Raw genomic sequence first — 21,818 nt, forward strand, 5'->3', positions numbered from 1 at the left:
ACACGGGATTTCTTAACGCATGAAACTGCATTTGCCTTTCGCCCTGATCCTAGCTGCCGCGCCCGCCTTTGCGCGTGACACCTACCCACCGGTCGACGTGCTGTTGCAAACCGAAACCTCGGTCATTGGCGAGGCGCTGGAATATCCCGAAGGCACGCCGCAGATCACCATGGCCATCGTCACCATGCAGCCCGGTCAGAAAACCGGCCTACACCGCCATGACGCGCCGCTGGCGGCCTATATCCTCGAAGGTGAGATCACTGTTGATTATGGTGATGCGGGCAGCCGGACCTACAAAGAAGGTGATGCGTTGGTCGAGGCGTTCCGGTCGCCCCATGTGGGCGAGAATACCGGCGACGGGATCGCTCGGATTCTGGCGGTGTTTGCCGGATCGAACAGCGTTTCCAACACAGTGACCGAGGAGTAAGGGCGACGGCCTTACGCGCCCTCTTTCCCCTCTGCGCATTATCCGGTAAACGCGGTCTGACCCGAGATTTACTGGCGGAAACCGACCGATGAAATTCACTCTTTCCTGGCTGAAAGACCACCTCGACACTGACGCTTCGGTGGACGAGATTGCTGAGGCGCTGACTGATCTGGGCCTTGAGGTCGAAGAGATCGTGAACCCGGCAGACCGGCTGAAGGACTTTACCCTTGGGTATGTGAAACACGCCGAGAAACACCCCGACGCTGACAAGCTGCGCGTTTGCAAGGTGGACACGGATGAGGGCGAGCTGCAGATCATCTGCGGTGCCCCAAACGCACGCGAAGGCATCACTGTCGTAGTTTGCAAACCGGGCATGTATATTCCCGGTTTGGACCTGACCATCAGCGTCGGCAAGATCCGCGGTGTTGAGAGCTTTGGCATGATGGCGTCCGAGCGCGAGCTGGAACTGTCGGATGAGCATGATGGCATCATCGAGCTGCCCTCGGGCGCGGTGGGTGACAAGTTCATCGACTGGCTGGCCGAGAATGAGCCGTCCAAGGTCGACCCGATGATCGAGATCGCGATCACACCGAACCGTCCCGATGCGCTGGGTGTGGCCGGGATCGCCCGCGACCTGGCGGCACGGGGATTGGGCACGTTGAAAGTTCGTGACTATGTGCCGGTGCCGGGTGAATTCGAAAGCCCGATCAAGGTGACAATCGACAAGGATACACTGGACGGCGCGCCATATTACACCGGTCGTTTGATCCGGGGGGTCAAAAACGGTCCCAGCCCTCAGTGGTTGCAGGATCAGTTGAAAGCGATAGGTCTGCGCCCGATCTCGGCCTTGGTGGATATCACTAACTACATGACCTACGACCACAACCGTCCTCTGCACGTGTTCGATGCCGACAAGGTGCACGGAAACCTACGGGTGCACCGTGCTAAAGGTGGCGAGAAGCTGGTCGCGTTGGACGAGAAAGAATATACCATGCAACCCGGCATGATGGTGATTTCGGACGACAATGGCCCGGAATCCATTTCAGCCGTCATGGGCGGTGAGGCAACCGGCTGCACCGATGAAACAGTCAACGTGTTTCTTGAAAGCGCGTTCTGGGATCATGTTCAGGTCGCGCTGACCGGGCGTGCGCTCAAGATCAACTCTGACGCGCGCTATCGGTTCGAACGTGGCGTCGACCCTGAATACACGCTGGAAGGGCTGGAGCAGGCGACACAGATGATTCTGGATATCTGCGGCGGAGAGGCGTCCAAGGTGGTCGAAGCGGGCAAAGTGCCGAACCATGCGCGCGCCTACAAGCTGGATGCCGAGCGCGTACAGTCGTTGGTTGGGATGGACATTCCTGAAAGCGAGCAGCGCCAGACCCTGACCCGACTGGGCTTCCGCCTTGAGGGCGAGATGGCCCATGTGCCCAGCTGGCGCCCAGATGTCATGGGTGAGGCCGATCTGGTGGAAGAGGTCGCGCGGATTGCATCCCTGACCAAACTGCAGGGCAAGCCGTTGCCGCGTGTGACCGATGGAATCCCCAATCCTGTGATGACCCCGACACAACGCCGTCAATCGATGGCGCGCCGCACCTGCGCAGCGCTGGGATACAATGAATGTGTTTCCTACACCTTCATCGATCAGGCCTCGGCGGCCTTGTTTGGTGGCGGGGACGAAGCGACTCAGTTGGAAAACCCGATCTCGTCCGAGATGAGCCATATGCGCCCCGATCTGCTGCCCGGTCTGCTGCAGGCTGCCGCCCGCAATCAGGCGCGCGGTTATGCGGATGTGGCTTTGTTTGAAGTTGGTCCGGTGTTCCATGATGGTGAACCGGGCGATCAGAAAATCCAGATCACCGGCTTGTTGGTCGGTCGCAATGGTCCCAAAGATGTGCACGGCGCTTCGCGATCGGTCGATGTGTTCGACGTTAAAGCGGATGCCGAGGCTGTTCTGGCCGCCATCGGCGCACCCGCCAAGGTGCAAATCTTGCGTGACGGTGATGCCTGGTGGCATCCGGGCCGTCACGGCAAGATTTGTTTGGGTCCAAAAAAGGTGCTGGGCGTCTTTGGCGAGTTGCACCCGCGCGTGTTACAGACGTTGGACATCAAAGGCCCGGCGATGGCCTTCACCATCTGGCCGGACGAGGTGCCTCTTCCCCGTAAATCCGGTGCCACCCGTGCCGCGCTGGAACTGCGTGATCTGCAAGCGGTTGAGCGTGACTTTGCATTTGTCGTCGACGAGGGTGTCGAGGCGCTGACGCTGGTGAATGCTGCTGCCGGGGCCGACAAGGCCCTGATCGAGGATGTGCGCGTCTTTGACGAATTCATCGGCGGCAGCCTGGGTGACGGCAAGAAATCTCTGGCCATCACCGTGCGCCTGCAGCCGACAGATGCGACGCTGAAGGAAAAAGACATCGAAGCCGTGGCCGAGAAGATCATCGCCAAGGTTTCCAAAGCCACCGGCGGCGTTCTGCGCGGGTGACATATCTGGCCTAAGAATCGAACACCGCGCCTAGGGACGCGGTGTTCACGGGGCTTTCCCTGAAAGCGCCTTGAGTGGGCATGGAAGCAAAAACGGAGTTTGAAATGGGTCTTAACGTCTACCTGTCCGGAGAAATCCACACCGATTGGCGCGAACAAATCACCGAAGGCGCACAGGGGTTGGACATCACATTCAACAGCCCCGTGACCGATCACGACGCCAGCGATGATTGCGGCGTGGCCATTCTGGGTCAAGAGCCGAACAAATACTGGCACGACCACAAAGGTGCGATGGTCAACGCGATCCGCACCCGCAAGGGCATTGAGGATGCCGATGTTGTCGTGGTTCGGTTTGGCGAGAAATACAAACAGTGGAACGCAGCCTTTGACGCGGGCTATGCGGCGGCGCTGGGTAAGTCGCTGATCGTGCTGCACGGCCCAGAACACCAGCACCCGCTGAAAGAGGTGGACGCTGCCGCGCTGGCCGTGGCCGAGCAACCCTCGCAAGTGGTTGAGATTCTGCGCTATGTGCTAACCGGCAAGCTGCCGGGTTAATTTAGTCCTGTAAAAGCGGGCTTGCGGCACATTGCGACCGCAAGCCCGGGCACGCCGAAGAACTGTGCGGTCAGTCCCGTGACGGCGTCACAAGCCCTGTCTGAACGGCCGGGCGATCAAGAAACCGGTCCAGATAGGCCGTCACATTGGTGTAGTCGTCCCAACCGACCAGTTCTTTGGCGCCATAAAATTCCAGCCCGCGCAGCCAGGGCGCGATGGCTATATCGGCAATCGAGTACTCTCTGGCGATCCAGTCCTGCCCGTCAAGTTGCTGGTTTAGCACGTTCAGCAGCCGTTTGGCCTCGTTTACATACCGCTCACGGGGTCTTGGGTCTTCGATCTCGCTGCCGGCGAATTTGTGGAAAAAACCAAGCTGCCCAAACATCGGGCCAATGCCGCCCATCTGGAACATCAACCATTGGGTGATCCGGTGTTTGTCCGCCTTGGTCTGGCCAATGAACTTGCCAGACTTTTCGGCCAGATACAGCAGGATGGCACCGCTTTCGAACAATCCAATGGGCTCTCCGTCTGGGCCGTTCGGGTCAATGATCGCAGGGATCTTGTTGTTTGGGTTCAGCGACAGAAACTCGGGACTTTTGACATCCGCATCCGACAGGGTAACCTTATGCGCCTCATAAGGTAGGCTGGTCTCTTCCAGCATAATCGAGGCTTTGACCCCGTTTGGAGTGGGGAAGGAATACAGTTGAATTCGGTCTGGGAACTGCGCGGGCCAGCGATTCATGATCGGATGAAGTTTGGTGTCCAGCATTGGGAGCTCCTGAGTGGGTATGACCCAAAGGTAGGGAGCGGCGGGTCATCTTGTAACCCCCCAAAGCTGTGCGCGGCCGGTCAGCGCGTGTTTGCTGGTGAACAACGGGGAAATCCGGTGCAACTGGCACCTAGACCAAAGGGTGTTTTTGCCTCAGACTTTGGCAAATCCCGCGCCAAAGCCGCGGGTTTCTTGTTGTTGAAAGGAGATGGCCGTGGATGAGGTCGTAACACAGGTGGGCGCGTTTGCCCCGCTGATCATGAACGCGGTCAAGGCGTTGATTGTTCTGATCCTTGGATGGATCGTGGCTGGGGCCGTTGGTGGCCTGGTGCGCCGCCGGATCAACTCGACCCCACAGATTGATCCGACGCTGGGCAATTTCTCGGCCAGTCTGGTGAAATGGGTCATCCTGGCGATGGTTCTGGTTGCCGTTCTGGGTATCTTCGGGATCGAAGCCACAAGCATTGTTGCCATTCTGGGTGCCGCGTCACTGGCCATTGGCCTGGCGCTGCAAGGAACGCTCAGCGATCTGGCGGCCGGTGTCATGTTGGTAGTGTTCCGCCCATACAAGCTGGGTCAATATGTGGATATTGGGGGTACGGCAGGGACGGTTAAAGACTTAAACCTGTTCACCACCGAACTGGTGACGCCTGACAATGTGCAGATCATCGTACCCAACGGGCAATCTTGGGGCTCGATCATCACCAACTATTCGGCGCATGACACCCGGCGCGTCGATCTGGTTTTCGGCATCGATTATGGCGACAGCGCAGATGAGGCCATGAAGATCATTCTGGACGTTGCTAAAGCAGATGAACGAATTCACAGCGACCCCGAGCCTTGGGTGCGTGTCACCAATCTGGGCGACAGTTCGGTTGATCTGACAGCCCGCCTGTGGTGCGCAGCGGCGGATTATTGGGATGTGAAATTCGAAATCACCAAAGCTGTGAAAGAGGCGTTCGACGCAAAAGGCGTGTCGATCCCGTATCCGCATTCTGTGGAGATTCACAAACAGGCCTGAGGGCTCCCGCCCATCGATCGGGCATTGGAATGCCCTCCTCTTGTTGGGCCCGGCGCCGCGCTGATCGCGCGGCGCCGTTTTCGTTTGTAGGAAGGTTGGATCAAAGTTCAACTGCGCAGCACCGCAGGTGCGGCGCTTGGCCCAACGCTGTAAACGCCCTCGTCAGAGGGCGCTTTCAGGGGCGGGAGGACCTTAGGAGTTGATGATCGCCTCGGGGGCGACGACGTCGATACCCAGCGCCGTACCAACCGCTTCATAGGTCAGTTTGCCAGCATGTACGTTCAGACCGGCCAGCAGGTGCGGGTCGTCCTGACATGCTTTTTTCCAGCCTTTGTCGGCCAGTGACAGCAGGAACGGCATGGTTGCGTTGCCCAGTGCGATGGTCGAGGTGCGCGCGACGGCGCCCGGCATGTTGGCAACGCAGTAGTGCATGATGCCATCCACGTCGTAGATCGGATCTGCGTGGGTGGTTGCTTTGGAGGTCTCAAAACAGCCACCCTGGTCGATGGCAACGTCAACCAGAACCGCACCGGGTTTCATGGTGGACAGCTGCTCGCGGGTCACCAGTTTGGGGGCGGCCGCACCGGGGATCAGAACCGCGCCGATAACCATATCGGCATCCTGGATCAGTTCGGCAGTGGCACCAGCGGTCGAGTACTGGTTTTTGAAAGTTCCGCCGAACACGTCATCGAGGTAACGCAGGCGCGGCAGAGAGCGATCCAGAATGGTAACATCCGCGCCCATGCCCGCTGCGATTTTTGCAGCATGCGTGCCGACAACACCGCCGCCGATCACGACGACTTTGGCCGGACCCACGCCCGGAACACCGCCCATCAGAACGCCGCGGCCACCATTGGCCTTTTGCAGGGTCCATGAGCCAACTTGCGGAGCCAGACGACCGGCAACCTCGGACATCGGGGCCAGCAGAGGCAAGCCGCCGCCGGGCGCAGTGACGGTTTCGTATGCAATTGCGGTACAGCCTGACGCCAGCAGGTCATGGGTCTGATCCGGATCGGGTGCCAGGTGCAAGTAGGTGAACAGCAGCTGGCCTTCGCGCAGCATCTTGCGCTCGACCGCCTGGGGTTCCTTGACCTTGACGATCATGTCGGCAGTGGCGAACACCTCTTCTGCCGTGTCGATGATCCGGGCGCCGGCGGCGACATAGGATTCATCATCAAAGCCCGAGCCGATCCCGGCATTGGTTTCGATCAGAACCTCATGGCCACGTGCAACGGCCTCTTGCGCGGCGTTGGGCGTCATGCCAACGCGGAATTCTTGGGGTTTGATTTCCTTGGGGCAACCGATTTTCATTTTTCGCTCCTCCATTCATAAACTGCCTAAATAATGGGCGATTCGGAGCGCAATTTCTGTGAAACTCTGCCTGCGAAATGGTTTTTATTTAGGAGATTCTGCGTTACATTACTAAAAACTCGCAAAGGAATTGCGTGAATGAGCTTGGACGCGACAGATAAAAAGATTCTGGCGGCCCTACAGCGGGACGGCCGCATGTCGAATGCGGAACTGTCCGAGCAGGTGAATCTGTCACCTTCGGCCTGCCACCGACGGGTTCAGCGACTGGAAGCTGACGGTTATATCCGCAATTATGTGGCGCTGTTGGATGCGCGCAAGATGAATGTGCCCACGACGGTGTTTGTCGAGATCACGTTGCAGGGTCAGGCTGAAGAGCTTCTGGACGCGTTCGAAAAGTCTGTGGCCCGGATTCCGGACGTTCTGGAATGCCATCTTATGGCCGGCACGGCAGATTATATCCTGAAGGTCGTCGCTGAAAACACCGAGGATTTCGCCCGTATCCACCGCCAATACCTGTCGCGGCTGCCAGGCGTGGCGCAGATGCAAAGCTCGTTTGCGTTGCGCACAGTGTTCAAGACCACCGCCCTACCGGTGTGATGCTTAGGCCGGGCCGGGATAGGTGAACAACGCCAGATGCAGGGCGTTGAAGCCAAAATGCATCAGAATTGGCACCCAGAGCCGCCCGGTTGCGTAATATCCCAATCCGCAGGCGGCCCCGAGGATCGAGGCGAATACTACAAGTGCTGGACCTCCGCCTGCATGGGCCAGACCGAACAGAAGACTGGCCGCCGCGATCCCCAACCCCGCCCCAATTCGCGAAGACAGAGCCGACTGCATATAGCCGCGGAAAAACGCCTCTTCGGTCAGACAGGTCAGGAACAGATTTGATAAAGCGAAGATCAGCCACCAGACGGGCAGGCCGATCTCGGATCGCACCGCGCCCAATGCAAGTGCTAGGATGAACAGGGCAGGCAACATCGCCAGCCCGGTCAGCAATGGCATCGTTCTGAACTGTCGTCCGTCATGGATCATACCGGGCCAGGCCAACAGAACGGCAAACAAGACCATTGGCTTGTCTAGATTGAGGTACATAGTGAAGGCAGAACTCTCCGGTCCTGCCTGCACTTGATCCAAAATCAGCAGATTGTGAAATCCGGGGATCAGATGCGCCCCCAGCGCAAAGCACCAAAGGATCAGCGCTAGGTGTGCAAAAAGGGCAGTACCGCCCGTCAGACGGCGCAGACCCCCCGCGCCCAGCAGGCCCGCCGCTGCAATTGTCACCGCCATCGGGGTCACTAGACCAAGCACTGCTGCGGAACCTGTGAACACCGCCAGCAGAGTCAGGCCCAACCTTTGTCGGCCAGCCGCCATGCCTATTTGTGCCGCTATCAGGATGAACCAGGGCCAGATCGCAGGCAGAAGGGAAATGAAATGTGCCACGGGTGCCTCAAGGGTTTGACGGGGTATTACTGCCGTTAGAATGTATCGTCAGGCAAGCAGGTCAGCGCCAACCTGTTGGCAATGCGGCAATTCTGCCGCTTGTATCCCGTGACTTGTCGGTTCAAATTTGGGGATAGACCAAACCCCTTTTTGCATAACCTTGACCTTGCTGCCATATACGGTTTCGCTTGGGGCAGGGCTTTCATCTATTCTTCTGATGACATCAGGTGGTTACACGCTCGGTGTACGGTCCGGACCCGATAGACGATAAGGAAAAGACCTTGGCTTACGAACATAACGATGCCCCCAAAGATTGGCTGGAAGCCGAGTTGGAAGACACGCTGGACGAAGATTTCGAGATCGAGTTCAGCGAACCCATGCTTTCGATGGAAATCCGCAAGATCTACAAGGACCAGCACCCTGAAATGCTGGACCGCAAGGTATATTTCCGCAATCTGCTGCGCCTGCAGGCCGAGTTGATCAAGGTGCAGGACTGGGTGCAGTATACCGGGGCCAAAGTCTGTATCCTGTTCGAAGGGCGCGACAGTGCCGGTAAAGGGGGCGTGATCAAGCGTATAACCCAGCGTCTAAATCCACGGGTCGCGCGCGTGGTCGCCTTGCCTGCGCCCAGCCGCCGGGAACAAAGCCAATGGTATTTTCAGCGCTATGTGCCGCATCTGCCCGCAGCCGGGGAAATCGTGCTGTTCGACCGGTCCTGGTACAACCGCGCCGGGGTAGAACGGGTAATGGGCTTTGCGTCCGAGGATCAGGTGGGGCAGTTCTTTCAGGACGTTCCCGAATTCGAACGGATGCTGGTGCGGTCGGGGATCATCTTGCTGAAATACTGGTTCTCGATCACGGACGAGGAGCAGCAACTGCGATTCCTCATGCGTATTCATGACCCGATGAAACAATGGAAGCTGTCGCCGATGGACCTTGAATCCCGCATCCGCTGGGAGGCCTACACCAAGGCTAAGGAAGACATGCTGTTCCGCACAAACATCCCAGAGGCGCCTTGGTACATTGTCGAAGGCAACGACAAGAAACGAGAGCGTCTGAACTGTATCGAGCATCTTCTGACCAAGATCCCCTATACAGACGTTCCGCAGGAAAAGGTCGATTTGCCGGATCGAAAATACAACCCGGAATATGAACGGCGCGTCCTGCCGGATGAGTTGCATGTTCCCAAAATCTATTGACCAAAAACAAATAAACGCCCCCGCATTCGGGGACGTTCTCTGTTTGGGCTTCAGGAATATTTAGAACACGAAATATTCGTTTGCCAGATCAGCAAGCTGTGTGTTCTGCAACGTCAGGGTATTCCCTGCGTTGTCGTCGATGATCACATCGCTGCCGGATTGCGAAATGTGATTGGTCATCAGGTCGTTATATCCGGTGATCGCCGCACTCTGGCTGAGGTCGATGAAATCCTCCAGGGTAAAGTCCGTGACGGTGTCCGGCCCAATGGTGAATACGAACGTGTCCGAACCGGAACCACCAGTCAGAGTGTCAATACCGCGCGCACCGATCAGTACATCGTCGTCTTCGCCTCCGATCAGGGTGTCGCGGCCACGGCCACCGCGAAGCACATCGTCACCAGCACCGCCTTGTAGCCGATCAGCGCCTGTGCCGGATTGCAGCAAGTCATTCCCGGTTGATCCCTTCAGCAAATCGACGCCCTGGCCGCCAAAAAGTCTGTCGTTGCCGCCATGACCGCTCAGGTTATCGTCACCCATTCCGCCCCGCAACGTATCGCTGCCGCTGCCGCCGCCAAGAATGTCATCGCCGTCTGCGCCATCCAGTGTTCCCGCCTGGCCGGATTTCAGAATAAACCAGTTATCTGATGCATCGCCGACAGTACCCGCGTCCACGGCCAGTTGGCCGGGTTGGGTTGGCGTTGGGGTGCCGCCTGAGCCGCCGCCTGAGCCACCGGTATCCAGCAGAACCGGCGCGGAGGTCGTGGCAAAGTTCTGAGTCACGATCACGGCATCCCAACCGTTGAAGTTACCCTCTTCGATGCCGATCCCGATATATTCGAAATCGGGGTTCAGGATGTTGGCCCGGTGGCCGGGGCTGTTCATCAGGCTTTGGTGCAGTTGCACGACATCGTCGCTGGCGCCAGCGGGGCCACGTTCCGATTGCCAGGCGATGTTTTCACCCGATCTCCAACTGCCCGTGAAATCGAAACCCGCATCTCTCATCCGCTGCGTCGCGCTTGATCCACCCTGACCGGTATGGCTGAAGGTGTCCGTCTGCAGCATCCATTCGCTGTGATCTTCGGCCGAGTCGTTCAGCTGCCGTTCAAGCTTCAGCGGCTGCAGCCCCCGGCTTGTGCGTTCCTCATTAATGAGCGCAAGCATCTGCCTTTCTAGATTGCTGGCGGTTGACATGATTCTGCCTCCAATTGAATTGAGTTATTTTGGCGTGACATTAATGGCGAGAATTTGGCGGGATACAGACACAATCCGGACATCCCGACTCGCTCGGCGATTTGCCACCGCCCGTTTCGTCTTGTTTGTGCGAAAACCTGCGCAAGTGCGCTGTGAATGTGGTGTGGGACGCCGTTTCAGTGCCCCACTTCCTGCGTAGGTCCTTAGACAAAGTCCATCATGCACCCGTTATCGACCGGCATCAGGACAAAGAAATCATCCGGTGCGTCTGCCTCCATAACCGGGGAATCCTCGCTTGCCGACGGAGTGTCGTCACACATATCCAGGGTCAGCATGAAGTCATCCTCTGCAGTGTTGTCCGCATCAGTCACCAGGTTGTCGTTCATCCTGAAATCGTCGACCAGAGCCAGCAGGTCGTTCACGAAATCTTCGATCGCCGCAAGGAACTCTTCGACGTTGAAGCAATCGCCTGCCACTGTATCAGTGTCCGTCGTTTCGTCGTCCGGTTCTTCGGTCTCGGTGACGTCCGTGTCCGGCGTTTCATCGACCGGTTCTTCGGTCTCGGTAACGTCCGTGCCTGGCGTTTCTTCAACCGGGTCTTCAGTCTCGGTAACATCCGTGTCCGGATCTTCTGTCACGGGATCTTCGGGTTCTGCCACTTCGTCCGTGGGCGGTGTTGGTGCCGCGCCATTGTCCAGCACGACCTCGGCGTCTGTGGTGGCAAAGTTCTGGGTCACCATGACGGCGTCCCACCCATTATAGTCACCTTCTTCAATCCCGATGCCGATATATTCGTAGTCAGGGTTCAGGATGTTGGCGCGGTGGCCGGGGCTGTTCATCAGGCTTTGGTGCAGTTGCTCCACATCGTCGCTGATGCCCTCAGTGCCGCGTTCCGATTGCCAGGCGATGTTTTCACCCGACCGCCAGCTGCCCGAAAAATCGAACCCGGCATCCTGCATACGCTCGGTCGCGCTCGATCCGCCCGAACCGGTGTGGCTGAATATATCGGCGTTCAGCATCCAGGTGCTGTGATCCTCGGCCGAGTCGTTCAGGCGGGTTTCCAGTTGCAGCGGGTTCAATCCGCGGGATGTGCGCTCATCATTGATCAGCGCCAGCATTTCTTGCTCGAATGTACTTGCAGTTGACATGGTAGCCTCCGGTTTAAGTGGTCGTCTGAGTAGACGGGGCCAGTTACAGGAGGCATTGAAAAGACTGATAGAGGTGCCGGCGTTTTAGGCGAATTTCAGCAGGGGCGTGCTACCGATGCGGGATTCGCTGCGCTGCAAAATGCCGGGCAAAATGTTGCTTGGTCCGATTTAGCAGCTTGTCGCTTAGGGCTGAGGCAGACTCGGCGGGATGCAACCGGTGCTAGAAACGACAAACCCCCGGGCGGGGCCTCGGGGGTCGTCAAATAGTGTCATCCAAAGCTGGACGAGGCGGGTCTTAGAGCAGACCTTCGCGCTGGGCTTTCTTACGTGCCAGTTTACGGGCACGGCGGATCGCTTCAGCTTTCTCGCGCGCTTTTTTCTCGGACGGTTTCTCGAAATGTTGCTTCAGCTTCATTTCACGGAACACGCCTTCGCGCTGCAGCTTTTTCTTCAGGGCACGAAGCGCCTGATCGACGTTATTGTCGCGAACACTAACCTGCATGTGGTTGTCACCACCTTTCTAGATAGAGTTGCAAGGAAATTGCAGGAGTTGGCCGTATAGCAAAGCCGGTCTATCTTGTCTAGTACTGGCCCCGAGAACCGGAGAACCGCCATGACCGTTACCTATGAAGATGCAAAACAACAGCTTTTGGACGCGATGCTGACCCACGTGCCCTTTGACGGTTGGTCTGAAACCAGCTTTCGCGCCGCGATCATTGATTGCGATCTGGATGACGGTTTGGCGCGCGCGATCTGCCCCCGAGGCGCGGTTGATCTGGCGCTGGCTTTTCACGCGCGCGGGGATGCGGCCATGGTAGAGCGTCTGAAATCCACCGACCTGAGCGAGTTGAAATTCCGCGAGCGTGTGGCCGCTGCCGTTCGGTTCCGGCTTGAGGCTGTGCCCGACAAGGAATTGGTGCGCCGGGGCATGACGCTGTTTTCGCTGCCGACCCATGCGGCGGATGGGGCCAAGGCGCTGTGGCAGACCTGCGATCTGATCTGGGACACGCTGGGCGATACCTCGGACGATGTGAACTGGTACACCAAGCGCGCGACCTTGTCTGGAGTCTATTCCTCGACCCTGTTGTTCTGGTTGGGGGATGATTCGCCGGACCATCAGAAAACGTGGGAGTTTCTGGACCGTCGCATCGACAACGTCATGCAATTCGAAAAGCTCAAGGCGCAGGTGAATGGCAATCCGCTGTTCAAACCGTTTCTGGCAGTGCCGAACTGGTTTGCCAGCCACGTGAAACCGCCCGTGAAAATGCGGGTCGATCTGCCCGGGATGCTGAATCCGCGCAAGTAAGCATCTGGGCCTTGCAGAAATTGCCTGCTAGGCATTGGGCAAAGGAGATTTGCCCATGACCCAGACAATGCGCGCCGTTGAGATCACCAAACCCGGTGGACCAGAGGTCTTGCAGCTGACAGACCGCCCCGTGCCGGAGCCGCGGGCCGGGCAGATTATCCTCAAAGTGGCATATGCCGGGGTAAACCGCCCGGATGCGTTGCAGCGCGCAGGGGCATATGATCCCCCTCCGGGTGCCAGCGATCTGCCGGGTCTGGAAGCGTCGGGAGAGGTCGCGGCCATCGGCCCGGGTGTCGATGGTCTGTCGGTTGGCGACAAGGTCTGTGCGTTGTTGCCCGGCGGTGGATATGCCGAATATGTCGCCACGCCTGCAACGCATTGTTTGCCGGTGCCTGCGGGCATGGGCATGAAAGAGGCAGCCTGCCTGCCCGAGACCTTCTTTACCGTGTGGTCCAACGTCTTTATGCGCGGCGGGTTAAAAGCCGGTGAGCGTATTTTGATCCACGGTGGCTCCAGCGGTATCGGGACCACAGCCATCCAACTGGCCAACGCATTCGGCGCACGGGTCTTTGCGACCGCCGGGTCGACCGAAAAATGCGAGGCCTGCGTCAAACTGGGGGCCGAAAAGGCGATCAATTACCGCGATGAGGATTTCGTGGCCATCATGCGCGCCGAAGGCGGAGCGAACCTGATTCTAGACATGGTTGGTGGCGACTATATCCCGCGGAACATCAAGACGCTGGCCGAGGATGGGCGTCTGGTGCAGATCGCCTTTTTGCAGGGGCCAAAGGTCGAACTGAACTTCGCTCTGATGATGGTCAGACGACTGACCTTGACAGGCAGCACTCTGCGCCCGCAAAGCGATCTGGCCAAAGCAAAGATTGCGCAGAACCTGCGCGAGGCGGTCTGGCCATTGCTGGACGCCGGAAGGGTAGCGCCCGTGATGGACAGCGAGTTCGCGCTGGCCGATGCCGTCGCTGCGCATGCGCGTATGGAAAGTTCAAATCACATCGGCAAGATTGCTTTGAACGTATCCGGATAACCTGACCGGCGCGCGGTTCAGACCGCGCGCTTTAGGCGACGGCCCGGCGATACAGATGCCACGTGGCATGACCCAGAACCGGCATCACCACGATTAAACCCAGCAGCATCGGGATCGCGCCAATCACCAGCAGGGCGGCGACTACAAAGCCCCATGTCAGTATCACTCCGGGATTTTGCCGCAGCACGCGGACCGAGGTCACAACCGCCACTGGCAGACCTACTTTACGGTCCAGCAATAACGGAAAGCTGACCACGCTGATCGCAAGTGCGACCAGAGCAAACAAGAACCCTACCGCGTTGCCGAAGATGATCATCGTCCATCCCGCTCCGGTGGTGAATAACTGTGTCACGAAGGCACCGATGGATGTTGGCAGATCAGGGCCCAGCGTGTGGACATAGATACTCTGCGCTACCATCAGCCAGACCAGCAGCAGCATAACCAGATAGAAGCCCAACATCAGAATTGCTCCGAAGGACGGTGAACGGAACACGCCAAACGCGTCCAGCCAATGCACCTCGTCCCCTTGTTCGCGCTTGCGGCTGATTTCGTACAGGCCCACAGCGGCGATCGGGCCGATCAGCGCGAAGCCCATGATCAGCGGTGCCAACAGCGGCACCATGTTGCGGTTCAGCCCGAACCCGAACATCAGCAACCCCGCGATAGGGTAGATCAGCACGATGAAGATGGCATCTGCGCGTGTCTCAAGAAAATCATCATACCCCGCACGTAAACAGGCCCTGATGTCCTGCATTGTCAGGTTCTGCACCACCGGCAGATGCCGCGTGTCCGAACTGCCGATGCGGTTTACGCTTTCGGCTATGTGATCGCTGGTCGCGCCGATATTCTGAGCGGCCCAGCTAATTGGATTTCCAATCGTTTTCGCCATTGATATCCCCTCCCATTGCGTATCAGCGCAGCGGGGTGAATCCGGCAACAATTGCCCTTGGCCGGACTCGCCGGCAACGCACAGATAGCAGTATAGCATATTTTTTCTCGTTGCGGTTGCGTGATGCGGAATTGTGCGGATTGCCCTTATTTTCAGCCGTGTTAGCTTGGCTGCAGGCAACAGGAGGTCAGCATGCAGCAAACGGCAAGAACCGTCGTCATTTATGAACACGGCGGCCCCGAAGTTCTGAAGATCGAAGACCGCCCCCTGGGGGGCCCCGGCCCCGGCGAGGTGCGCATCCGCCACCATACCTGCGGGCTGAATTTTATTGATATTTACCAACGTATCGGGCTGTATCCGATGGACCTGCCGCACGCCCTGGGCATGGAGGCCGCTGGCGTGATCGAAGCTGTTGGCGAAGGTGTAACCCATCTAGAACACGGTCAGCGGGCGGCCTATGCTGCGGCGCCCGCTGGTGCTTATTCCGCGGCGCGGGTGATGCCTGCCGCACAGGTCTGCCCACTGCCTGATGGAATTTCCTTTGATGCGGCGGCAGCGATGATGCTTAAGGGGATGACGGTCGAATACCTGTTTCACCGCACCACACCGTTGAAACGTGGGGATACCGTTTTGTTCCACGCGGCAGCCGGGGGTGTGGGGCTGATCGCCTGCCAATGGGCTAAATCCGAGGGGATCACTCTGATCGGCACCGCCGGCACCGACGAGAAATGCAGTTTGGCGCAATTCAACGGCGCCGCGCATTGCATCAACTACCGGACCGAAGACTTTGTTGAGCGGGTAACCGAGATCACCGGTGGCAAGGGTGTGGATGTGGTGATGGACTCCATCGGGGCAGACACATTCAACGGGTCACTGAATTGTCTTAAACCGCTGGGGATGATGATTTCCTTCGGCAATGCCTCGGGATCGGTGCCGTTGATTGATATCGGGATGCTGGCCAAGAAGGGCTCACTCAAGATCACCCGGCCGACCTTGTTTACACACCTTGCTGATCATGCGGTCTGTCAGGCGATGGCCCGACGTCTGTTCGGCAAGGTCGAGGGCGGAGAAGTCAAGATCCACATCGACCAGCGTTTTCCGCTGGATCAGGTGGCGGATGCGCAGCGCGCGCTCGAAACACGACAGACAACTGGCAGCACGGTCCTAGAACCTTGATCCATGCTCAACGAGAAATGGCGACGGGTTTCCCCGTCGCCACTCATCCAAGTCTTGCTTAGATGATTACTGATCGGCCTGCAGCTCAGCGGGGGTTTTGTCAGCAATATCTTTCCAGTTTACGTCGGCGCGCTCGTTGAAGCCCGGGATGTCGCCTTCCCAGCGCTCCTGAATGTCTTTCGACAGGTTCAGGTACAGTTTGTTGTCAACGATTTTCCAGTAGGTCGGGTCGCCGTCGAACTTGAAGCCCATCGCGGTGCCGAATGCGCAGTAGCCGCCATAGGCAGGCAGATACGCTTCCGGGTTCGCTTCAAAGGCTACTTTGTTCTCTTCCGAAGCAAAACGGTACAGCGCGTCGTTGTGCAGGGTCGAGATGCGGTAATCGCCTTTGGTCGGCTCGCCTACGGTGAAATATGCAACCGGGTCATAGCCCTGCATTGCCAGACCGGTCGAGCTTGCGTTGATCTCAACACCAGCGGCCAGAGCCGAGCTTGCGATTGCAACGGACAGCGCAACACCGCCCAGAATGGATTTGAACTTGTTCATGATTTCACCTTTCGTGAATAGGCTCGCTCAAGAGCACCTAAATTTTGCCCCGGGCAAGCCGGATTTGTTTTTGCGACGCCGGTAATTGGCCGTCACAGAACCTCAATTGGGCAGCGCTCTGATCACGTTCAAGACAATCAATTGTGAAGGTGCGGTAACATAAAAATCTGGTGACTAAATATCAGTATCGGGGATCAGATTGGTAACAAACAACACGACTTTTTCGGCAGGCATTTCGCACGGGCGCAACAAGGCGCCGCTGTGTTGAGTCAAATACAGGTTCATACTGATGTAGCCCGGCCCGCCAAGTTCATGGGCCACCAGCTTGTGGGATTTTCCAGCGCCAAAAACCGTGCGGCTGACAACATAACGCCGCCCGTTGGTATGACCGATGAAAGTGCCCTCGGGCAGCGCGAGAAAGGCGTTCAGAAACGTCTCCGACGCGATCACGATTTGCCGATTTTCGGCTCGGTTCCGGCCTTGATCCGCGCTAGATTTGCACTGTGGCGCCAATAGACCAGCAGGGTCAGGATAATGCTCAGCGCAAAGGCAGAACTATCGGTCAGCACCAGCACCCAGATGACCGACATGGCCGCCGCCGCCAGCGCGCCCAGCGACGAGATCCGCCAGATTGCCGCGGCCACCAGCCATGTCAGGCAGCAGGCCACGCCCACGCGCCAGTCCAGCGCTAGCCACAGGCCCAGAAATGTGGCAACACCCTTGCCGCCGTTGAAGCCCAGCCAGACTGGAAAGCAGTGGCCCAGTAACGCAGCCAGCGCCGCAATCTGGGCGGCGTCTTCCCCGGCCAGCGCCCGCGCCAGCAGTACGGCCACCGCACCTTTGGCGGCATCAAATATCAGCGTCAGCGCGGCGGCGGCCTTGTTGCCTGTGCGCAGCACATTGGTTGCCCCGATATTGCCTGACCCGATATTGCGCAGGTTGCCCAGCCCCATGACCTTGGCAATGATCATGCCAAAAGGAACAGACCCCATCAGATAACCAAGCACAGCCCAGAGGATCAGCTGGGTCATCGAACTGTCAAAGGGGGGCATCAGGGTCTCCGGTAAACTTCTTGTCCAGCCACGTAGGTTGCCGTGACCTTACCTTGCATCCGCTGGCCGTCAAACGGTGTGTTCTGCGATTTTGATTTCAGCGAGAACCGGTCCAGCACAAAGGGCACATCCGGGTCGAACAGCACCAGATCGGCAGGCGCGCCCTCGGACAGGCGACCGCTGTCCAGCCCCAGCCGTTTTGCCGGGTTCAGCGCCATGGCCCTGAACAGCGTCGGCAGGTCCAACTGGTCCGCATGATAAAGGCGCAGCGCTGCAGGCAGCAGTGTTTCCAGCGCAACTGCGCCCGAGGCCGCCTCTTCAAACGGCAGGCGCTTGCTTTCCTCGTCCTGCGGTGTGTGCATCGAGCTGATGATGTCGATCAAGCCACTTCGCACGGCATCGATCACGGCCTGCCGGTCATCCTCAGACCGCAGCGGCGGCTTGACCTTGAAGAAGGTGCGATAGTCGGCCACGTCGAGCTCATTCAGTGTCAGATGGTGGATCGAGGTTCCGGCGGTGATATCCAGCCCGTTGCGCTTGGCGCGTTCCAACGCCGGCAGCGCGCGGGCGGTTGTGATCTGATCGGCGTGGTATTTTGCGCCGGTCATCTCCAACAGAGCGATGTCGCGGTCCAACCCCATCCGTTCGGCCATGGGGGACACAGAGGGCAAGCCGCGCAGGGTGGCGAACTTGCCGCTGGTCGCGGCAGCCCCGGCGCTGAGGATGGATTCCTGCGGATGCGCGATGACAAGCGCGTCGCACGACCGCGCATAGGTCAATGCCCGGGTAAAAACCTTAGTATTTGTGACGACATGGTCGCAATCGGTGAATGCCACCGCGCCTGCATCCTGCAAAAAGCCAATCTCGGTCATCTCGCGCCCGTCGCGCTCCTTGGTCAGGGCGGCCATGGGCAACACGTTGACCGACGTATCCGCCTGCGCGCGGCGGGTGACAAATTCAAGGCTTTCGGGCGTGTCGATAGCCGGGCTGGTATCGGGGCGGGTGACGATGGTGGTCACACCACCGGCCGCTGCTGCCAGACCGGCGGATTTATAGCTTTCCTTGTGCCGCTCGCCCGGTTCGCAAACTTTGACGCCGATATCGACGATGCCGGGGGCAAGACAGTGCCCGCTGCAGTCGATGATTTGGGCGTCAGTCGCGGGGGCCTCATCCTCACCGCGCGCGGCAATGCGTCCGTTTTCCACCTGCAGCCAGCCAAGGCTGTCTGTGCCGGTTTCAGGGTCGATTAGGCGGGCGTTGGTGAAGAGTACAGCAGTCATTTCGAGGCCTCTTGGGCTTGGAGCAACGCCGAAAATGCGGCACTGGGGTCGGACAGATGATCAAATCGGAAAAACGGGTGACGATTGAACACGACTGCTCGGCGACCGGTTGTGAAGCTCAGAAACCGGTCAATTTTCAACGCTTTTGATTTCAGCTTTTTGTTGAGCGTCCAAGCGTCTTGCGAGGTCACTACATACACCCGTTGTGATCGGACGAACTGGTCCGCCCACAATGTAAAAGTCAGCAGCAGAGTAACACTTGTGAGTTTCCAGAACTCTCGGACGGATTCCAACATCCAAGGGCTGACCAGCCACAGGACAGCAAGAGCAAGAAGGAAGACTTTGTACACCCAACCGTATTGTAGCGGAAAAAACCCCTGATCTGGACGCCCTGACCACAGCACATCCTCTTCATCAGTAAGGCGCGCGCGCCACCAATCTGCGTCGGCAACCGTCATCCAATCGCCCTTTCGATTGCGGCTTTAGTGGCGGCGGGGTCTGCTTGGTATTTGATCAGGTGTTTGTCGCCGCCTTTGGTGACGATCTGGACAAAGCTGCCCATGATTTTGACGGCCTCGATCTGGTTCAGCACCACCTTGCGCGGGCCGGGGCCGGTGAGGGTGGTATCCGTCATCTGCCATGTGGCGACAAGTTCTTCCGAGGCCATGTACCACGCCCGGATACCGACAGCAGCGAGACCAGCCGGGGCACCGGTCCAAGGATAGGGATTGCCGATCAGCCATAACACAATCATTGCGCCCGCCATGGCCACGGCGGCCAGCCATGCGTTGGTGCGGATATAGGCGCCTTTGTCGGGCGCAAAGATCACAGGATCAGCCACAGGATGCCTCCGATGGCCAGAAGGATCAGCAGCGCCAGAACGGCGGAGCCGATGCGGCGCGGTTGATCTGATTGCGGTGAGGTCTGAGGGGCCGAGAACGGTTTCGCGCTTTCGGTCTCAATCGGGCCGCCGGCCCAGTTAGTCGCCTCTTCGGTGAACGGGCCAAACAGGTGCAATCGCCGGTCAGGGGTAATAGTGACCGCGCGACCGCCAAAGGCTGCACTGCGGACCACCATGACCCACCCTGTGATGGCCTCAAGTGACTTGCGATCCAGCAGATCGGCAGACACGCCGCAGCCTTCGTTCAGATAACCATAAAGCCCCAGATCTTCGAGGTCCGAGACCGGAAAGATGTCGATCTGATCCATATCCAGTTTCGCAACGCCCAATACCTGATTGGCCGCACCGGGTTCACGCAGGAACTTGGCCTCTTCCGAGCGCATGTTCAGCGCGAACAGGCGGATCACACCGCGTTCGTTTGGGGCAACGGTCAGATCGCTCATGCGACTTCACGCAGGTTGCGGGCCAACAGTTCCATCGCGGCCATGCGAACTGCGACGCCCATTTCGACCTGTTCCTGAATGACCGAGCGGTTGATGTCGTCGGCCAGCGTTCCGTCAATCTCGACCCCGCGGTTCATCGGGCCGGGATGCATGACAATGGCATCAGGCTTGGCCAGTGCCAGCTTGGCGGCGTCCAGCCCATAGCGGTGGTAATACTCACGCTCGGACGGAATAAAGCCGCCATCCATCCGTTCCTTTTGAAGGCGAAGCATCATTACGACATCGACGTCCCTAAGGCCCTCATTCATGTCGTCATAGATCTCGGCACCAAATTCGGCAAAGTGGTCGGGCACCAAAGTGGGCGGGCCGATCAGTCGGATGCGGTTTTCCATCTTACCCAGCAGGATCAGGTTCGACCGCGCTACGCGGGAATGCGCGACATCGCCGCAAATGGCGATGTTCAGACGATGTAGTCGACCCTTGGCGCGGCGAATGGTCAGCGCATCCAGCAGGGCCTGCGTCGGGTGTTCGTGCTTGCCGTCGCCCGCGTTCAGGACAGCGCAGTTCACCTTTTGCGCCAGCAAATCGACCGCGCCGGAATGTGGATGCCGAACCACAAGCAGATCGGGATGCATCGCGTTCAGCGTCATCGCCGTGTCAATCAGGGTCTCACCCTTTTTGATCGAACTGGCCTGCATCGCCATGTTCATCACATCCGCGCCCAATCGCTTGCCGGCGATTTCGAAACTGGCCTGTGTGCGGGTCGAGTTTTCGAAGAACATGTTGATCTGTGTCAGCCCCGACAGTACGTCGGAATGCTTGGCCGATTGTCGGTTCAGGTCGACATATGTCTCGGCCAAATCAAGAATGGCGGTGATATCGGACTGCGACAGATGCTCGATGCCAAGAAGGTGACGATGGGCGAAACGCATGTGGCGGGCTCCTGTCTGACAATCGGGCCGCTTATAGAAAGGTCCGTGCGCCTAGGCAAGCTAGGGATCGCTCCCTTCGGGCAGTTTCTCGCACCCGCCTTCCGGCAGACATTGCTCGCCGGGTTTGCACCATTTGCCATAGCCGCAGTCGACGGCCTTGATCGGTACACAGCCCTGATGTTCGGAACATTTGAACCCGGGACGGCATTGCGAGTCGGTCTCTTCGCATAAAAACCAACCGGGGCGCGTGCACCCGCCGCCCGGCAGGCAGGACGATCCCGCACCGCAGGTCACGCCGTCGTCGCAGAGTGTGGGCAGACCCTCGATCGCTGTGTTGGGATCGAAATCGGGTGTGATCCGTTCACATTCGCGTCGTGCGTTGCAGATCGAACCGCCCGGACAATCTGCGCGCGTAGTACATCTGTTCGCCCCCGCAGGTGCGCATCGCGTGCCGCCCGCCACGCAACGTTCGAACGGTCCGCAGGTGCGTCCGCCGCCGCAATAGGTGCCGCCCAGAGGAATGCAGTGGCCATCAAAGCTGCACCTTTGCCCGCCGGAACAGCACCTTGTGCCGCATTGAAACTGACCGGCGCGGCATTGACCGTTGCGGTCGAAAAGTTGCGCAAAAGCAGGGCCGCTGAGGGTGGTCAGCAGCAGTAAAATCATAAGGAATCGCAATAGAACGAACATGAATACCCTCATGGTC

At 58.5% G+C, this 21,818-nt stretch carries 25 protein-coding genes; 9 read left to right on the top strand and 16 right to left on the bottom strand.

What is annotated here, in order from left to right; genetic code table 11:
- Positions 1–19: 19 nt before the first annotated feature.
- The 3 genes from RUE5091_RS10260 to RUE5091_RS10270 all read left to right on the top strand — a co-directional run bounded on the left by RUE5091_RS10260 (position 20) and on the right by RUE5091_RS10270 (position 3,466).
- Entirely contained in the window at positions 20–427 is a 408-nt protein-coding gene (locus tag RUE5091_RS10260) for a cupin domain-containing protein (protein WP_058281833.1), read from the top strand.
- A gap of 88 nt (positions 428–515) precedes the next feature.
- Entirely contained in the window at positions 516–2,912 is a 2,397-nt protein-coding gene (gene pheT / locus RUE5091_RS10265) for a phenylalanine--tRNA ligase subunit beta (protein ID WP_058281834.1), read from the top strand.
- Between the two features lie 104 nt (positions 2,913–3,016).
- Positions 3,017–3,466 carry a YtoQ family protein gene (locus RUE5091_RS10270; protein WP_058282062.1) on the top strand — a complete coding sequence of 150 codons (450 nt, stop codon included), beginning with the start codon at positions 3,017–3,019 and terminating at the stop codon, positions 3,464–3,466.
- Between the two features lie 70 nt (positions 3,467–3,536).
- On the opposite strand, the gene RUE5091_RS10275 is transcribed toward RUE5091_RS10270, so the two are convergent.
- Positions 3,537–4,235: a glutathione S-transferase family protein gene (locus RUE5091_RS10275; protein WP_058281835.1), complete on the bottom strand. Its 699-nt coding sequence runs from the start codon at positions 4,233–4,235 to the stop codon at positions 3,537–3,539.
- Positions 4,236–4,443: 208 nt separating this feature from the next.
- Between RUE5091_RS10275 and RUE5091_RS10280 the strand changes: the two genes are divergently transcribed.
- On the top strand, positions 4,444–5,256 hold the full coding sequence (locus tag RUE5091_RS10280; protein WP_370732157.1) for a mechanosensitive ion channel family protein: 813 nt from the start codon (positions 4,444–4,446) through the stop codon (positions 5,254–5,256).
- A 192-nt stretch (positions 5,257–5,448) separates the two neighbouring features.
- On the opposite strand, the gene ald is transcribed toward RUE5091_RS10280, so the two are convergent.
- On the bottom strand, positions 5,449–6,567 hold the full coding sequence (gene ald, locus RUE5091_RS10285; RefSeq protein WP_058282064.1) for an alanine dehydrogenase: 1,119 nt from the start codon (positions 6,565–6,567) through the stop codon (positions 5,449–5,451).
- A gap of 138 nt (positions 6,568–6,705) precedes the next feature.
- Here ald and RUE5091_RS10290 point away from each other — a divergent pair, with 138 nt between their 5' ends.
- Positions 6,706–7,164, top strand: a complete 459-nt coding sequence (locus tag RUE5091_RS10290; RefSeq protein ID WP_058281836.1) for an Lrp/AsnC family transcriptional regulator — start codon at positions 6,706–6,708, stop codon at positions 7,162–7,164.
- Positions 7,165–7,167: 3 nt separating this feature from the next.
- Here the strand turns inward: RUE5091_RS10290 and RUE5091_RS10295 are convergent, their stop codons facing one another.
- The gene (locus RUE5091_RS10295; protein ID WP_207383729.1) at positions 7,168–8,007 is read right to left on the bottom strand and encodes a CPBP family intramembrane glutamic endopeptidase; all 840 of its coding nucleotides are present in this window, start codon (positions 8,005–8,007) and stop codon (positions 7,168–7,170) included.
- A gap of 281 nt (positions 8,008–8,288) precedes the next feature.
- Here RUE5091_RS10295 and ppk2 point away from each other — a divergent pair, with 281 nt between their 5' ends.
- Positions 8,289–9,206, top strand: a complete 918-nt coding sequence (gene ppk2, locus RUE5091_RS10300) for a polyphosphate kinase 2 (protein ID WP_058282066.1) — start codon at positions 8,289–8,291, stop codon at positions 9,204–9,206.
- Positions 9,207–9,266: 60 nt separating this feature from the next.
- Here the strand turns inward: ppk2 and RUE5091_RS10305 are convergent, their stop codons facing one another.
- From RUE5091_RS10305 to rpsU, 3 genes are all read right to left on the bottom strand, one after another.
- Positions 9,267–10,367, bottom strand: coding sequence for a CAP domain-containing protein (locus tag RUE5091_RS10305; RefSeq protein ID WP_243470759.1), 1,101 nt, complete (start codon positions 10,365–10,367; stop codon positions 9,267–9,269).
- Between the two features lie 233 nt (positions 10,368–10,600).
- Positions 10,601–11,545, bottom strand: coding sequence for a CAP domain-containing protein (locus tag RUE5091_RS22625; RefSeq protein ID WP_082643617.1), 945 nt, complete (start codon positions 11,543–11,545; stop codon positions 10,601–10,603).
- 295 nt (positions 11,546–11,840) lie between these two features.
- Entirely contained in the window at positions 11,841–12,047 is a 207-nt protein-coding gene (gene rpsU / locus RUE5091_RS10315) for a 30S ribosomal protein S21 (RefSeq protein ID WP_005614280.1), read from the bottom strand.
- 111 nt (positions 12,048–12,158) lie between these two features.
- On the opposite strand from rpsU, the gene RUE5091_RS10320 reads away from it, so the two are divergent.
- Together RUE5091_RS10320 and RUE5091_RS10325 are read left to right on the top strand one after the other, a co-directional pair.
- A complete protein-coding gene (locus RUE5091_RS10320) occupies positions 12,159–12,851 on the top strand; it encodes a COQ9 family protein (protein ID WP_058281838.1) in 693 nt (230 codons plus the stop codon).
- A gap of 55 nt (positions 12,852–12,906) precedes the next feature.
- Entirely contained in the window at positions 12,907–13,893 is a 987-nt protein-coding gene (locus RUE5091_RS10325) for an NAD(P)H-quinone oxidoreductase (RefSeq protein WP_058281839.1), read from the top strand.
- Between the two features lie 31 nt (positions 13,894–13,924).
- On the opposite strand, the gene RUE5091_RS10330 is transcribed toward RUE5091_RS10325, so the two are convergent.
- Positions 13,925–14,782 (bottom strand): DUF2189 domain-containing protein, encoded by an 858-nt coding sequence (locus RUE5091_RS10330; protein WP_058281840.1) that lies wholly within the window; start codon positions 14,780–14,782, stop codon positions 13,925–13,927.
- Between the two features lie 192 nt (positions 14,783–14,974).
- On the opposite strand from RUE5091_RS10330, the gene RUE5091_RS10335 reads away from it, so the two are divergent.
- A complete protein-coding gene (locus RUE5091_RS10335; protein WP_058281841.1) occupies positions 14,975–15,958 on the top strand; it encodes a quinone oxidoreductase family protein in 984 nt (327 codons plus the stop codon).
- 66 nt (positions 15,959–16,024) lie between these two features.
- On the opposite strand, the gene RUE5091_RS10340 is transcribed toward RUE5091_RS10335, so the two are convergent.
- The 9 genes from RUE5091_RS10340 to RUE5091_RS10380 form a co-directional block, all read right to left on the bottom strand.
- Entirely contained in the window at positions 16,025–16,504 is a 480-nt protein-coding gene (locus RUE5091_RS10340) for a YHS domain-containing (seleno)protein (protein ID WP_058281842.1), read from the bottom strand.
- A gap of 174 nt (positions 16,505–16,678) precedes the next feature.
- The gene (locus tag RUE5091_RS10345; RefSeq protein WP_058281843.1) at positions 16,679–16,954 is read right to left on the bottom strand and encodes a hypothetical protein; all 276 of its coding nucleotides are present in this window, start codon (positions 16,952–16,954) and stop codon (positions 16,679–16,681) included.
- Positions 16,951–17,556 carry a glycerol-3-phosphate 1-O-acyltransferase PlsY gene (plsY, locus tag RUE5091_RS10350; RefSeq protein ID WP_058281844.1) on the bottom strand — a complete coding sequence of 202 codons (606 nt, stop codon included), beginning with the start codon at positions 17,554–17,556 and terminating at the stop codon, positions 16,951–16,953. Before plsY ends, RUE5091_RS10345 begins: the two co-directional genes overlap by 4 nt.
- Positions 17,556–18,836, bottom strand: a complete 1,281-nt coding sequence (gene pyrC / locus RUE5091_RS10355) for a dihydroorotase (protein ID WP_058281845.1) — start codon at positions 18,834–18,836, stop codon at positions 17,556–17,558. Before pyrC ends, plsY begins: the two co-directional genes overlap by 1 nt.
- On the bottom strand, positions 18,833–19,294 hold the full coding sequence (locus RUE5091_RS10360; protein ID WP_058281846.1) for a hypothetical protein: 462 nt from the start codon (positions 19,292–19,294) through the stop codon (positions 18,833–18,835). The genes pyrC and RUE5091_RS10360 overlap by 4 nt, the downstream gene beginning before the upstream one ends.
- Positions 19,291–19,677 carry a hypothetical protein gene (locus RUE5091_RS10365; RefSeq protein WP_243470760.1) on the bottom strand — a complete coding sequence of 129 codons (387 nt, stop codon included), beginning with the start codon at positions 19,675–19,677 and terminating at the stop codon, positions 19,291–19,293. Before RUE5091_RS10365 ends, RUE5091_RS10360 begins: the two co-directional genes overlap by 4 nt.
- On the bottom strand, positions 19,662–20,180 hold the full coding sequence (locus RUE5091_RS10370) for a hypothetical protein (RefSeq protein WP_058281848.1): 519 nt from the start codon (positions 20,178–20,180) through the stop codon (positions 19,662–19,664). Before RUE5091_RS10370 ends, RUE5091_RS10365 begins: the two co-directional genes overlap by 16 nt.
- Positions 20,177–21,112 (bottom strand): aspartate carbamoyltransferase catalytic subunit, encoded by a 936-nt coding sequence (locus RUE5091_RS10375; protein WP_058281849.1) that lies wholly within the window; start codon positions 21,110–21,112, stop codon positions 20,177–20,179. Before RUE5091_RS10375 ends, RUE5091_RS10370 begins: the two co-directional genes overlap by 4 nt.
- 60 nt (positions 21,113–21,172) lie before the next feature.
- Positions 21,173–21,802: a scavenger receptor class F, member 2 gene (locus RUE5091_RS10380; protein ID WP_243470761.1), complete on the bottom strand. Its 630-nt coding sequence runs from the start codon at positions 21,800–21,802 to the stop codon at positions 21,173–21,175.
- Between the last annotated feature and the right edge of the window lie 16 nt (positions 21,803–21,818).

This window comes from Ruegeria denitrificans, assembly GCF_001458295.1.
GTDB lineage: Bacteria > Pseudomonadota > Alphaproteobacteria > Rhodobacterales > Rhodobacteraceae > Ruegeria > Ruegeria denitrificans.